Annotated in this window: 12 protein-coding genes and 1 pseudogene; 12 read left to right on the top strand and 1 reads right to left on the bottom strand. The window is 60.2% G+C overall.

Going from position 1 to position 14232, the window contains the following annotated elements:
* Nucleotides 1-67: 67 nt before the first annotated feature.
* The 7 genes and pseudogenes from ydcS to PMI34_RS05955 all read left to right on the top strand — a co-directional run.
* Nucleotides 68-1219 (top strand): putative ABC transporter substrate-binding protein YdcS, encoded by a 1152-nt coding sequence (gene ydcS, locus PMI34_RS05925; RefSeq protein ID WP_008052714.1) that lies wholly within the window; start codon nt 68-70, stop codon nt 1217-1219.
* 189 nt (nt 1220-1408) lie between these two features.
* Nucleotides 1409-2446 carry an ABC transporter ATP-binding protein gene (locus PMI34_RS05930; RefSeq protein ID WP_008052713.1) on the top strand — a complete coding sequence of 346 codons (1038 nt, stop codon included), beginning with the start codon at nt 1409-1411 and terminating at the stop codon, nt 2444-2446.
* Between the two features lies 1 nt (nt 2447).
* Nucleotides 2448-3395 carry an ABC transporter permease gene (locus PMI34_RS05935; protein ID WP_008052712.1) on the top strand — a complete coding sequence of 316 codons (948 nt, stop codon included), beginning with the start codon at nt 2448-2450 and terminating at the stop codon, nt 3393-3395.
* Complete coding sequence (locus PMI34_RS05940) at nt 3385-4194, top strand: ABC transporter permease (protein ID WP_008052711.1); 810 nt, start codon at nt 3385-3387, stop codon at nt 4192-4194. Before PMI34_RS05935 ends, PMI34_RS05940 begins: the two co-directional genes overlap by 11 nt.
* A gap of 159 nt (nt 4195-4353) precedes the next feature.
* Nucleotides 4354-5778, top strand: coding sequence for a gamma-aminobutyraldehyde dehydrogenase (locus PMI34_RS05945; protein ID WP_008052710.1), 1425 nt, complete (start codon nt 4354-4356; stop codon nt 5776-5778).
* 233 nt (nt 5779-6011) lie between these two features.
* A complete protein-coding gene (locus PMI34_RS05950; protein ID WP_008052709.1) occupies nt 6012-7496 on the top strand; it encodes an APC family permease in 1485 nt (494 codons plus the stop codon).
* A gap of 638 nt (nt 7497-8134) precedes the next feature.
* Nucleotides 8135-8329: pseudogene (locus tag PMI34_RS05955) on the top strand (hypothetical protein); the annotation flags it as partial.
* Nucleotides 8330-8448: 119 nt separating this feature from the next.
* Here the strand turns inward: PMI34_RS05955 and PMI34_RS05960 are convergent.
* The gene (locus PMI34_RS05960; protein WP_007975077.1) at nt 8449-8634 is read right to left on the bottom strand and encodes a hypothetical protein; all 186 of its coding nucleotides are present in this window, start codon (nt 8632-8634) and stop codon (nt 8449-8451) included.
* 418 nt (nt 8635-9052) lie between these two features.
* Here PMI34_RS05960 and PMI34_RS05965 point away from each other — a divergent pair, with 418 nt between their 5' ends.
* The 5 genes from PMI34_RS05965 (at nt 9053) to PMI34_RS05985 (ending at nt 14216) form a co-directional block, all read left to right on the top strand.
* Nucleotides 9053-10681 (top strand): glucan biosynthesis protein D, encoded by a 1629-nt coding sequence (locus PMI34_RS05965; RefSeq protein ID WP_008052707.1) that lies wholly within the window; start codon nt 9053-9055, stop codon nt 10679-10681.
* A gap of 277 nt (nt 10682-10958) precedes the next feature.
* Nucleotides 10959-11873, top strand: a complete 915-nt coding sequence (locus tag PMI34_RS05970) for a glutamate/aspartate ABC transporter substrate-binding protein (RefSeq protein WP_008052706.1) — start codon at nt 10959-10961, stop codon at nt 11871-11873.
* Between the two features lie 194 nt (nt 11874-12067).
* Entirely contained in the window at nt 12068-12814 is a 747-nt protein-coding gene (locus PMI34_RS05975) for an amino acid ABC transporter permease (protein WP_008052695.1), read from the top strand.
* Nucleotides 12814-13485 (top strand): amino acid ABC transporter permease, encoded by a 672-nt coding sequence (locus tag PMI34_RS05980; protein ID WP_032829833.1) that lies wholly within the window; start codon nt 12814-12816, stop codon nt 13483-13485. The genes PMI34_RS05975 and PMI34_RS05980 overlap by 1 nt, the downstream gene beginning before the upstream one ends.
* The gene (locus PMI34_RS05985; protein WP_008052692.1) at nt 13482-14216 is read left to right on the top strand and encodes an amino acid ABC transporter ATP-binding protein; all 735 of its coding nucleotides are present in this window, start codon (nt 13482-13484) and stop codon (nt 14214-14216) included. Before PMI34_RS05980 ends, PMI34_RS05985 begins: the two co-directional genes overlap by 4 nt.
* The last annotated feature ends 16 nt before the right edge of the window (nt 14217-14232 follow it).

The raw sequence follows: 14232 nt of genomic DNA, 5'->3' as shown, positions 1-14232 counted from the left end.
CCGCCAACGGCATGCTTCACCACGTTCACAACTGCCCCGACCATAATTTAAAGAAGAGGGAATTCCCATGTTCGTGCACAAGACCGCACTGCTCAGTGCAATCACCACCGCGCTGCTGGCCAGCGCCAGTGTCCAGGCCGCCGAGCCGCTCAAAGCTGTCGGGGCGGGCGAAGGCCAACTGGATATTGTGGCCTGGCCTGGCTACATCGAACGTGGCGAGAGCGACAAGGCCTACGACTGGGTAACCGGTTTCGAGAAGGAAACCGGCTGCAAGGTCAACGTCAAGACGGCGGGCACCTCCGACGAAATGGTCAGCCTGATGGCCAAGGGTGGTTACGACCTGGTGACGGCGTCGGGCGATGCCTCCCTGCGCCTGATCGTCGGCAAGCGTGTGCAGCCGATCAACACTGCGTTGATCCCGAACTGGAAAAACCTCGACCCGCGCCTCAAGGATGGACCGTGGTACGTGGTCAACAAGCAGACCTTTGGCACCCCGTATCAATGGGGCCCGAACGTGTTGATGTACAACACCAACGTGTTCAAGACCGCGCCCACCAGCTGGGGCGTGCTGTTCAATGCGCAAAGCCTGCCGGACGGCAAGCCGAACAAGGGCCGCGTGCAGGCCTATGACGGCCCGATCTACATCGCCGACGCGGCGCTGTACCTGAAGAGCGCAAAGCCGGAACTGGGCATCCAGAACCCCTACGAACTGACCGAAGCCCAGTACAAGGCCGTGCTCGACCTGTTGCGCGCCCAGCAGCCGTTGATCCACCGCTACTGGCACGACACCACTGTGCAAATGAGCGACTTCAAGAACGAAGGCGTGGTCGCCTCCAGTTCGTGGCCGTATCAGGTCAACGGTCTGATGAACGAGAAGCAGCCAATCGCCTCGACCATCCCGAAAGAAGGAGCCACCGGTTGGGCCGACACCACCATGATGCACGCCGAGGCCAAGCACCCGAACTGCGCCTACAAGTGGATGGACTGGTCACTGCAACCGAAGGTCCAGGGTGACGTAGCGGCGTGGTTCGGCTCGTTGCCGGCAGTCCCGGCAGCATGCACCGGTAGCGAATTGCTCGGCGCCGAGGGCTGCAAGACCAACGGTTTCGACAATTTCGACAAGATCGCCTTCTGGAAAACCCCGCAGGCTGAAGGCGGCAAGTTCGTGCCGTACAGCCGCTGGACCCAGGACTACATCGCGATCATGGGCGGCCGTTAACCCTCTGTAGCAGCTGCCGAGGCACGAGGCTGCGTCGGGCTGCGAAGCGGCCCCCAGGGCGGTCCTGCGGACACGCAACGCAGCCTCGTACCTCGGCAGCTGCTACGACACCGTTCACTTTGATTCAGCTTTTTCAGAAGTCCAGGCAGGGCCGCTGCGACGGCCTTCGCCTTTTTGGAGCACCGCACCATGACGCTTGCAGTCCAGTTCACCAACGTCTCCCGTCTATTCGGCGAAGTGAAAGCCGTCGACCGGGTTTCCATCGACATCCAGGACGGCGAGTTCTTCTCCATGCTGGGGCCGTCCGGCTCGGGCAAGACCACCTGTTTGCGCCTGATTGCCGGTTTTGAACAACCGAGCGCGGGCTCCATCCGTATTCATGGCGAAGAGGCCGCCCACCTGCCGCCCTACCAGCGCGACGTGAACACCGTGTTCCAGGATTACGCGCTGTTCCCGCACATGAATGTGCGCGACAACGTCGCCTACGGTTTGAAAGTCAAAGGCATCGGCAAAACCGAGCGCCTCAAGCGCGCCGAAGCATCCCTGGAAATGGTCGCCCTCGGCGGCTACGGCGAGCGCAAGCCGGTGCAACTCTCCGGCGGTCAGCGCCAGCGTGTGGCCCTGGCCCGCGCCTTGGTCAATCGTCCTCGCGTACTGTTGCTAGACGAACCCCTCGGCGCCCTCGACCTGAAGTTGCGCGAGCAAATGCAGGGCGAGTTGAAGAAGCTGCAACGCCAGCTCGGCATCACCTTCATTTTCGTCACCCACGACCAGACCGAAGCGCTGTCGATGTCCGACCGCGTGGCGGTGTTCAACAAGGGGCGCATCGAACAGGTCGACAGCCCGCGCAACCTGTACATGAAACCGGCGACCACCTTCGTCGCCGAGTTCGTCGGCACCTCCAACGTGATTCGCGGCGACCTGGCCAGGCAGCTGAGCGGTAATCCACAGCCGTTTTCGATTCGCCCGGAACACGTGCGATTCGCCGAAGGACCGCTGGCCAGCCATGAAATCGAAGTCAGCGGTTTGCTGCACGACATCCAGTACCAGGGCAGCGCCACCCGCTATGAACTGAAACTGGAAAACGGCCAGACTCTGAACATCAGCCAGGCCAACAATCAGTGGATCGACAGCAGCGCGCAACATCAGACCGGGCAACGTCTCAGAGCTCGCTGGGCGCGGGAAGCGATGGTCCAGTTGCACGACACCCTTGCAGGCGGGGTGTGAGATGAGCACCTTGGCTATTTCTCAAACCTCGTCAGGCGGCTCGCCGTTGCGCAGGTTTTCCAACCTGTTGTATCGCCGGCCGAACCTGTACCTGTCGCTGCTGCTGGTGCCGCCGCTGCTGTGGTTCGGCGCGATCTACCTGGGCTCGTTGCTGACCTTGCTGTGGCAAGGTTTCTACACCTTCGACGACTTCACCATGGCGGTCACCCCCGACCTGACCCTGGCGAACTTCACCGCGCTGTTCCAGCCGTCGAACTTCGACATCATCCTGCGCACCCTGGGCATGGCGATTGTGGTGTCGATCGCCAGCGCCATCGTCGCGTTCCCGATTGCCTACTACATGGCGCGCTACACCACGGGCAAGACCAAAGCGTTTTTCTACATCGCGGTGATGATGCCGATGTGGGCCAGTTACATCGTCAAGGCCTACGCCTGGACGCTGCTGCTGGCCAAGGGCGGCGTAGCACAGTGGTTCGTGCAGCACCTGGGGCTGGAACCGGTCCTGCAGTTCGTGCTGGGCATTCCGGGCGTTGGCGGCAGCACCTTGTCGACCTCGCACCTGGGGCGCTTCATGGTGTTCGTCTACATCTGGCTGCCGTTCATGATCCTGCCGATCCAGGCTTCGCTGGAACGCCTGCCGCCCTCGCTGCTGCAAGCCTCCGCCGACCTCGGTGCCAGGCCACGCCAGACCTTCACGCAAGTGATTCTGCCGCTGTCGATCCCGGGCATTGCCGCAGGCTCGATCTTCACGTTTTCGCTGACCCTGGGCGACTTCATCGTGCCGCAACTGGTGGGCCCGCCCGGCTACTTCGTCGGCAGCATGGTGTACGCCCAGCAAGGCGCGATCGGCAACATGCCGATGGCCGCGGCCTTCACCCTGGTGCCGATCGTGCTGATCGCCATTTACCTGTCCATCGTCAAACGACTGGGAGCCTTCGATGCACTCTGAGAAAGCTTCAATTGGCCTGCGCATCGCGGCCTGGGGCGGACTGGTGTTCCTGCACTTCCCGATCCTGATCATCTTCCTGTACGCCTTCAACACCGAAGACGCGGCGTTCAGCTTCCCGCCCAAGGGTTTCACCTGGAGGTGGATCGGCGTGGCGTTCTCGCGACCGGACGTGCTGGAAGCGATCAAGCTGTCGCTGCAAATCGCCGCCATTGCAACGGCGATTGCCATGGTCCTCGGCACCCTGGCGTCGGCGGCGTTGTACCGCCGGGATTTCTTCGGCAAGCAAGGCATCTCGCTGATGCTGATCCTGCCGATTGCCCTGCCGGGGATCATCACCGGGATCGCGCTGCTGGCGACCTTCAAGACATTGGGCATCGAGCCGGGGATGTTCACCATCATCGTCGGCCACGCGACTTTCTGTGTGGTGATCGTCTACAACAACGTCATCGCCCGTTTGCGCCGTACCTCCCACAGCCTGATCGAGGCCTCGATGGACCTCGGTGCCGACGGCTGGCAAACCTTCCGTTACATCATCCTGCCGAACCTCGGCTCGGCGTTGCTGGCCGGCGGCATGCTGGCGTTTGCCCTGTCGTTCGACGAAATCATCGTCACCACCTTCACCGCCGGCCATGAACGCACCCTGCCGCTGTGGTTGCTCAACCAGCTAAGCCGCCCACGGGACGTACCGGTGACCAACGTCGTGGCGATGCTGGTGATGATCGTGACCATGCTGCCGATTCTTGGTGCCTATTACCTGACCCGGGGTGGTGAGAGCGTTGCGGGGAGTGGCGGGAAATAAACTCAAAATAGACACCACTACCCCCTGTGGGAGCGAGCTTGCTCGCGATGAGGCCATCACATTCAGCATGGATGGTGGCTGACACACCGCCATCGCGAGCAAGCTCGCTCCCACAGGGACCGGTTTCAAAACAAGATCTGCATTGATGAGGACAAAGCCATGCAAACCAAACTCTTGATCAACGGCCAACTGCAAAACGGCGAAGGCCCCGCCCAACCCGTCTTCAACCCGGCCTTGGGTCGTGTGCTCGTGGAAATCAACGAAGCCAGCGAAGCCCAGGTCGATGCCGCCGTGCGCGCCGCCGACGCCGCGTTCGACAGCTGGTCGCATACCCCGCCGAAAGAGCGTTCGCTGCTGCTGCTCAAACTCGCCGATGCCATCGAAGCCCACGGCGAAGAGTTGGCCAGGCTGGAATCGGACAACTGCGGCAAGCCTTACAGCGCCGCGCTGAACGACGAGATCCCGGCGATTGCCGACGTGTTCCGCTTCTTCGCCGGCGCCAGCCGTTGCATGAGCGGTTCGGCCGGTGGCGAATACCTGCCCGGCCACACCTCGATGATCCGCCGCGACCCGGTGGGCGTGATCGCTTCCATCGCGCCGTGGAACTACCCGCTGATGATGGTCGCCTGGAAAATCGCCCCGGCCCTGGCCGCCGGCAACACCGTGGTGCTCAAGCCGTCGGAACAAACCCCGCTGACTGCCCTGCGCCTGGCCGAACTGGCGTCGGACATCTTCCCGGCCGGCGTGCTCAATCTGGTGTTCGGCCGTGGTCCTACCGTCGGCAACCCGCTGGTCACCCACCCGAAAGTGCGCATGGTGTCGCTGACCGGTTCAATTGCCACTGGCTCGAACATCATTTCCAGCACCGCCGACAGCGTCAAACGCATGCACATGGAGCTGGGCGGCAAGGCCCCAGTGATCATCTTCGACGACGCCGACATCGACGCCGCCGTCGAAGGCATCCGCACCTTCGGTTTCTACAATGCCGGCCAGGACTGCACCGCCGCTTGCCGCATCTACGCGCAGGAAGGCATCTACGACAAGTTCGTGGAGAAACTCGGCGCCGCCGTCAGCAGCATCAAGTACGGATTGCAGGATGATCCGTCGACCGAACTCGGCCCGCTGATCACCGCACAACACCGCGACCGCGTGGCCGGTTTCGTCGAGCGCGCCATCGCCCAGCCGCACATTCGCTTGATCACTGGCGGCAAGGCTGTCGAGGGCAACGGCTACTTTTTCGAACCGACGGTGCTGGCCGATGCCCAGCAGGACGACGAAATCGTCCGCCGTGAAGTGTTCGGGCCGGTGGTGTCGGTGACCAAATTCAGCGATGAAGCGCAGGTACTCGGCTGGGCCAACGATTCGGAATACGGCCTGGCCTCCTCGGTATGGACCGCCGACGTCGGTCGCGCTCATCGCCTGTCGGCCCGCTTGCATTACGGCTGCACCTGGGTGAATACGCACTTCATGCTGGTCAGCGAAATGCCTCATGGCGGGCAGAAACTGTCGGGCTATGGCAAGGACATGTCCATGTACGGGCTTGAGGACTACACCGTCGTACGGCATGTGATGTTCAAGCACTAAAGGCATTAAAAGCTTCGCGAGCAAGCCCGCTCCCACAATTGACCGCATTCCCCTGTGGGAGCGGGCTTGCTCGCGAAGAGGTCACCTCGGTTTCAAGGCAGAAACCGGCAATACGCACCACCAGGCTCCACACCAAAAAAACAAAACAATAACCACCGATCCGGGCGGTGCCCTCAAGGCCCCGTCACGGTTTCGGACATCCGAAATCTGCCGATTTTCCGGAGCAATCACATATGAGTGCATCACCCGAACTCTCTGCAGCCCTTGCCGACAGCGATGCCGAGCAACTACGCAAGCTGGGTTACACCTCCAATTTCAACCGCAGCATGAGCCTGTGGGAAAACTTCGCCCTGGGCTTCACTTACCTGTCCCCGGTGGTCGGGGTGTATACCCTGTTCGGCTTGTGCCTGGCCGCGGGCGGGCCACCGATGTTCTGGGCTTATCTGCTGGTCGGTTGCGGCCAGTTGCTGGTGTGCCTGATCTTCGGCGAAGTGGTTTCGCAGTTCCCGATTTCCGGCGGCGTGTACCCATGGGCCCGCCGTCTGGTGGGCAAGCGTTGGGCGTGGATGGTCGGCTGGATCTACTCCATCGCCCTGTGCGTGACCATCGCGGCGGTTGCCGTGGGTGCCGGTCCGTACCTCGCCGCCATGATGGGCTTTGAACCGAGCAACAACACCAACATCATCATTGCCCTGTTCCTGACGCTGTTCGCCACCCTGGTCAACCTCAGCGGCACCAAAGTGCTGGCGCGCATTGCCATGTTCGGCTTCCTCTGCGAGCTGGTGGGCGCGGTGATCGTCGGCGTTTACCTGCTGATTTTCGAGCGTCATCAACCCATCAGCGTGTTGTTCAATACCTTTGATATCAGCGTCGACGGCTCGTACCTGCCGGCGTTCCTCACCGCGTCTCTGGCGGGGATGTTCCTGTACTACGGCTTCGAGGCCTGCGGCGACGTGGCCGAAGAAACCCCGAACCCGAGCAAGAAAATCCCGGTGGCCATGCGCATGACCATCTACATCGGCGGCATCGCGGCGATGTTCGCCTGCCTGGCACTGATCCTGGCCGTACCGGACATGCAGGCCGTGATCAACGGCACCGACAAGGATCCAGTCACCACCATCCTCAACAACGCCTTCGGCCCGGTCGGTTCCAAAGTGGTGATGGGCGTGGTGATGATTTCCTTCATCTCCTGCGTCATCAGCCTGCAAGCAGCGGCCAGTCGTCTGCTGTATTCCTACGCCCGTGACGAAATGGTCATCGGCAGCCGACTGCTGAAGAAGATTTCCCCTACGACTCAGGTTCCAGTTGCCGCGCTGTTCGTGTCCGGAGTCCTGCCGGCACTCATCATCATCCTCGGCTTCTTCCTGCAGGATGCGGTCGCCACCATCGTCAGCTTCGCGGCCATCGGCATCTACCTGGCGTTCCAGATGATCGTGCTCGCGGCCCTGTACGCCCGCATGAAGGGCTGGAAACCAAGCGGCAAATTCACCCTCGGCGCCTGGGGCTGGGCGGTGAACATCGGCGCGCTGGTCTACGGCGTCGGCGCCATCATCAACATGGCCTGGCCACGCACCCCGGATGCCGCGTGGTACATCAACTACGCGATGGTGTTGAGCACTGCCATCGTGATTGGTCTGGGTTTGCTCTACATGTGGATCGCCAAGCCGTATGACCACGGTACGGCGCCTGCGGGGGATGCGTGGAAGGTTTGTCGGTAAGGTATTCGCCCTCGCTTGGAGACCCTGCCCGTAACGATACGGGCAGGACTTCAAGTCAATAAGGGGCTGAGGGGACATGAAACACCACCCTCAGAAAGCGAAATGCGGAGTAGCAGCTGGCGAAGCCTGCGTCCGGCTGCGTAGCAGTCGTAAAGCCTGCGTGCGAGATCTTCCTGAAACACCGCGTGGTCTGATTTCACGACTGCTACGCAGCCGGACGCAGGCTACGCCAGCTGCTACAGATCGTATTTTGGCTTAACTGATCAGCACCACTCAGCGTTATACAAAACCAGCAAGATCCTACAGATCCGCCCTTCCTGAAAAACCCTCGATTCCTACAGCACGCGTCGCCAGAGTAGACTTGGCGCCGCGAACGCCTGACCGATAGGCTTTGCTCCGTCGCTGCCAAATCAGCGGCCCGGAGTCGAAGCCGGAACAAGTCAAAACGGTGCTCGTGTGCCCCCATAGAACTGTGGCTGTTTTATGCCTTCAGTTCTGCTTTATGGCGGGCCGTGTGGCGCGGGCCTTCCGGCTTCCGTTTTGATTGGAAGTGTCCCGGCTTCGAACGTCACTCGGTTCGCCACCCAACCTGTCGAAGGGTTGGTGGCGACTTTCCAAGCCAAAACGGAAATCACGCCATGCCAATGCATCCTCAAAGCTCGCCTCTTCCCTATTTCGATCCCTCCGTCTTCACCCGCCACAACCGCTTCCTTCACACCTTCATGCGAAACAACCAAGCCTGGTTCTGCGCCCAGGATCTGGGTCGCTTGATGGGCAAACCACTCAATGAACGCCTCACCCTGAAACTCGACCCCGACCAACGTCGCACCGTCTCGGCTTTCAGGGCTTGAATACATGACCTGTGGCGAGGGAGCTTGCTCCCTCGCCACAGCAAGTTGATGGATCTGGCTACCGTAAAAGCCAAATGGCTCTCACGGTAACCCGCCCTGCTTCAAAACCTCGAAACACTCCTCATCGCATCCACCAGATACCTCATCGCGATCCTGTCGCTCTCCGACAGCTCCCGATAGCGCTCCACCAGTTTCATTTCCTCGTTATTAAGCCGGCGCCTGCGTCGCCCGATGGCCAGGCACGGAAAGATTCCCAACATTTCGGTGATGCCTTGTACTTTCGACATGGACGATGTCCTTCTCTAGACGTCAAAGAAACTGCAAAAAACCGCATCGCCCTATCCCTTTTTCAGCAGCCGCTGGGTGCCCACTGAACCGCACCGGTCCGAAGGGCATAAACCGGTCATGAGTACAGAATAGAAATATTCCGGGCGCTGAAAAGCGTTTTTTAGAGTAATTAGTCGAAAAAAGCAGAAATGCCCTTTAAATCAGAAACCCCTGTCGGAATTGTTTCCCGACATGTCTTGTTTCATTGCCGGGCTAGCGCCGTGCCATCAATCAATTTTGCTCTTCAATCGAACGGTTTAAGCTGTCGGGCATCTGTGTAAAAGTCCGTTGTGTTTGGCCGAAGGCATGTCCGAACCGATATTTCTGATCCAGCACGTGCCAGGAACGGCACGGGATTGCTCACGACAGGTTGTATTTATGCACCGCAGGAACTTGCTCAAAGCCTCCATGGCCATCGCGGCCTACACCGGTTTGTCCGCCACGGGTCTGTTGGCCGCCAAGGCCTGGGCCGCCAACAGCGGCACCGCTGATGGCGAGGCCACCGCGTTCGATTTCGAGGCACTGAAGCTCCAGGCCAAACAGCTCGCCAGCAATCGCTACCAGGACACCAAGCAGCAGTTGCCGCCGACCCTGGCGACCATGACGCCGCAGAACTTCAATGCGATCCGCTACGACGGCAATCATTCGTTGTGGAAAGAGCTCAAGGGCCAACTGGACGTGCAGTTCTTCCACGTCGGCATGGGGTTCAAGCAGCCGGTGCGCATGTACAGCGTCGATCCGAAAACCCGGATGGCCCGCGAGGTGCATTTTCGCCCGTCGCTGTTCAACTATGAAAACACCACGGTCGACACCGCACAGCTCAAGGGTGACCTGGGTTTCTCCGGCTTCAAGTTGTTCAAGGCTCCGGAACTGGACAAGCACGACGTCGTGTCCTTCCTCGGTGCCAGTTATTTCCGCGCGGTAGACGCTACCGGCCAGTACGGCTTGTCGGCCCGCGGACTGGCGATCGATACCTACGCCAAGAAACGTGAGGAATTCCCGGACTTCACCAGGTTCTGGTTCGAGACGCCGGACAAGGACAGCACCCGTTTCGTGGTCTATGCCCTGCTCGACTCGCCGAGCGCCACCGGTGCCTACCGCTTCGATATCGACTGCCAGGCCGAGCGCGTGGTGATGGAGATCGACGCCCACGTCAACGCACGGACCGCCATCGACCAGTTGGGCATTGCGCCGATGACCAGCATGTTCAGCTGCGGCACCCACGAGCGCCGCATGTGCGACACCATTCACCCGCAAATCCATGACTCCGACCGCCTGGCCATGTGGCGCGGCAACGGCGAGTGGATCTGCCGCCCGCTGAACAACCCGGCGACCCTGCAATTCAATGCCTTCGCCGATACCGACCCGAAGGGCTTCGGCCTGGTGCAGACCGATCACGAGTTCGCCAGTTATCAGGACACCGTCGACTGGTACAGCCGTCGCCCGAGCCTGTGGGTCGAACCGACCACCGCGTGGGGCGAAGGCTCGGTCGATCTGCTGGAGATCCCGACCACCGGCGAAACCATGGACAACATCGTCGCCTTCTGGACGCCGAAGAAACCGGTGGCTGCGGGGGATTCGTTGAACTACGGCTACAAGCTGTACTGGAGCGCATTGCCGCCAGTCGGAACGCCATTGGCACGGGTCAACGCGACCCGCTCCGGGATGGGCGGCTTCACCGAGGGCTGGGCGCCGGGCGAACACTATCCGCCAGTGTGGGCGCGGCGCTTTGCCGTGGACTTCACCGGTGGTGGCCTGGACCGCTTGCCCGAAGGTACGGGCATCGAACCGGTCGTTACCTGCTCGAACGGCGAGGTCAAGGATTTCAGCATCCTGAAGCTCGACGACATCAAGGGCTACCGCATCCTGTTTGACTGGTACCCGACCAATGACAGCGTCGAGCCTGTCGAACTGCGCCTGTTCATCCGCACCAACGAGCGCACCCTGAGTGAAACCTGGTTGTACCAGTACTTCCCGCCAGCACCGGACAAGCGCAAGTACACCTGATGACCGGGTAGCACCCCGCCACCATTCGGTTTTCCGAACGCGACCTGCGGGTCGGTTCGGTTAACCGGATCATCTCACTGAAATTTCAACGCAAAAAATATTTAATTCCCTTGTAAATCAATACTTTGATCAATTGAGACTGGTCTGGCACGAGTCATGCTCTACACTTCCTCGACGAATGCCCTTTGCGCCTACTCATCGTAGCGCTCAGGTATTTTGCAGCACAAAAGGGCCGATGAACTGGCTCCATAAAAAAAACAAAGTCGAGGAAAATTTGATGCGCATCGTTCCCCATATCCTGGGCGCAGCCATTGCTGCCGCTCTGATCAGCACGCCAGTTTTCGCCGCCGAACTCACCGGCACCCTGAAGAAGATCAAAGAGTCCGGCGTCATCACCCTCGGGCATCGCGACGCTTCCATTCCGTTCTCCTACATCGCGGATGCTTCCGGCAAACCGGTCGGCTACTCCCACGACATCCAGCTGAAAGTCGTCGAAGCGCTGAAAAAAGACCTCGACATGCCGAACCTCCAGGTCAAGTACAACCTGGTGACTTCGCAGACCCGTATCCCGCTGGTGCAGAACGGCACCGTGGACCTGGAGTGCGGTTCCACAACCAACAACGTCGAGCGTCAGCAGCAAGTTGACTTCTCCGTTGGCATCTTCGAAATCGGTACTCGCCTGCTGTCCAAGGCAGACTCCAAGTACAAGGATTTCGACGATCTGAAAGGCAAGAACGTCGTGACCACCGCCGGCACCACGTCCGAGCGCATCCTCAAGGCGATGAACGCCGACAAGCAGATGGGCATGAACGTCATCTCCGCAAAAGACCACGGCGAGTCCTTCCAGATGCTGGAAACCGGCCGCGCAGTGGCCTTCATGATGGACGACGCCCTGCTGGCTGGTGAAGCCGCCAAGGCCAAGAAGGCAAGTGACTGGGCCGTGACCGGCACTCCACAGTCCTTCGAAATCTACGGCTGCATGGTGCGCAAAGGCGACGAGCCGTTCAAAAAGGCTGTGGATGACGCCATCAAGGCCACCTACGCATCGGGCGAGATCAACAAGATCTACGATAAATGGTTCATGCAACCAATCCCGCCAAAAGGCCTGAACCTGAACTTCCCGATGAGCGACGAACTCAAGGCCCTGATCGCCAAACCGACTGATAAAGCGGCTGACGACAAGAAGTCCTGATTTCTGACTAACCTTATCTCCTGAGAGGGCCCTGGCCCTTTCAGGAGGTGGTCACTTCCTGCTGGCATTTTTTGGAAACACTCGAACCGGTGGCTGTCGAGCCGGGAGCGTGTGCCTGTCCCTCAAGGACAGGCGGGAACGGAGCTTCCCCCAAGCGGGCACTTGTACATCGATTGAACTGAGGGGAGACCCTAATGAATTACAACTGGGACTGGGGCGTGTTCTTCAAGTCCACCGGCGTGGGCAGCGAGACCTATTTCGACTGGTACCTGTCCGGTCTGGCCTGGACCATCGGCATCGCCATCGCGGCCTGGATCATCGCCCTGACACTGGGCTCGATCCTGGGCGTCATGCGTACCGTGCCGAACCGCATCGTATCGGGCATCGCCACCTGCTACGTCGAGCTCTTCCGTAACGTGCCGCTGCTGGTTCAGCTGTTCATCTGGTACTTCCTGGTACCCGACCTGCTGCCGGCGGACCTGCAAGAGTGGTACAAGCAGGATCTGAACCCGACCACTTCGGCCTTCCTCAGCGTCGTCGTTTGCCTGGGCCTGTTCACCACCGCCCGGGTTTGCGAACAGGTGCGCACCGGTATCCAGGCCCTGCCAAAAGGCCAGGAATCCGCCGCCCGCGCCATGGGATTCAAGCTGCCGCAGATCTACTGGAACGTGCTGCTGCCCCAGGCCTACCGGATCATCATCCCGCCGCTTACCTCGGAATTTTTGAACGTCTTCAAGAACACCTCCGTGGCCTCGCTGATCGGCTTGATGGAATTGCTCGCGCAGACCAAACAGACCGCCGAGTTCTCCGCCAACCTGTTCGAAGCCTTTACCCTGGCAACGCTGATCTACTTCACCCTGAACATGAGCCTGATGTTGCTGATGCGCATGGTCGAGAAGAAAGTCGCCGTACCGGGCCTGATCTCCGTAGGGGGTAAATGATGGAATTCGACTTCTCGGGCATCATCCCGTCCCTGCCGGGCCTGTGGAACGGCATGATCATGACCCTCAAGCTGATGGCCATGGGCGTGGTCGGCGGGATCATCCTCGGCACGATCCTGGCTCTGATGCGCCTGTCCCACAGCAAGGTGCTGTCGAACATCGCCGGCGCCTACGTCAACTATTTCCGTTCGATCCCCTTGCTGCTGGTGATCACCTGGTTCTACCTGGCGGTACCGTTCGTGCTGCGCTGGATCACCGGCGAAGACACGCCGATCGGCGCGTTCGCCTCGTGCATCGTGGCGTTCATGATGTTCGAAGCGGCGTACTTCTGCGAAATCGTCCGCGCCGGCGTACAGTCGATTCCCAAGGGCCAGATGGGCGCTGCCCAGGCACTGGGCATGACTTACGGGCAGATGATGCGCCTGATCATCCTGCCGCAAGCGTTCCGCAAGATGACGCCGCTGTTGCTGCAACAGAGCATCATCCTGTTTCAGGACACCTCGCTGGTCTACGCCGTCGGCCTGGTGGACTTCCTCAATGCTTCGCGCGCCAGTGGCGACATCATTGGCCGCTCCAATGAGTTCCTGATTTTCGCGGGTCTCGTGTACTTCATCATCAGCTTTGCCGCCTCGCAGCTGGTCAAGCGTCTGCAAAAAAGGTTCGCCGTATGATCTCTATCAAAAGCATCAACAAGTGGTATGGGGACTTCCAGGTACTGACTGATTGCAGCACCGAGGTCAAAAAAGGCGAAGTGATCGTGGTGTGCGGGCCGTCCGGTTCCGGCAAATCGACCCTGATCAAGTGCGTCAACGCCCTGGAACCGTTCCAGAAAGGCGACATCGTGGTCGACGGCACCTCCATCGCCGACCCGAAGACCAACCTGCCGAAACTGCGTTCGCGCGTGGGCATGGTGTTCCAGCACTTCGAGCTGTTCCCGCACCTGACCATCACCGAAAACCTGACCATCGCGCAGATCAAGGTGCTGCGCCGCAGCAAGGAAGAAGCCACCAAGAAAGGCCTGCAACTGCTCGAGCGCGTCGGTCTCTCGGCCCATGCCCACAAGCATCCGGGCCAACTGTCCGGTGGTCAGCAGCAGCGTGTGGCGATTGCCCGTGCGCTGGCGATGGACCCGATCGTCATGCTGTTCGACGAACCGACCTCGGCGCTGGACCCGGAAATGGTCAACGAAGTGCTCGACGTGATGGTGCAACTGGCCCACGAAGGCATGACCATGATGTGCGTGACCCACGAAATGGGCTTCGCCCGTAAAGTGGCCGACCGCGTCATCTTCATGGACGCAGGCAAAATCATCGAAGACTGCCCGAAAGAGGAGTTTTTCGGCGACATCAACGCCCGTGCCGAGCGTACGCAGCACTTCCTCAACAAGATTCTGCAGCACTAAGAAAAACACCGCTCCC

The organism is Pseudomonas sp. GM74 (genome assembly GCF_000282455.1).
Taxonomy (GTDB): Bacteria; Pseudomonadota; Gammaproteobacteria; order Pseudomonadales; family Pseudomonadaceae; genus Aquipseudomonas.
Note: the sequence above shows the minus strand (reverse complement) of the source record. Positions and strands in the feature narration are given on the sequence as shown.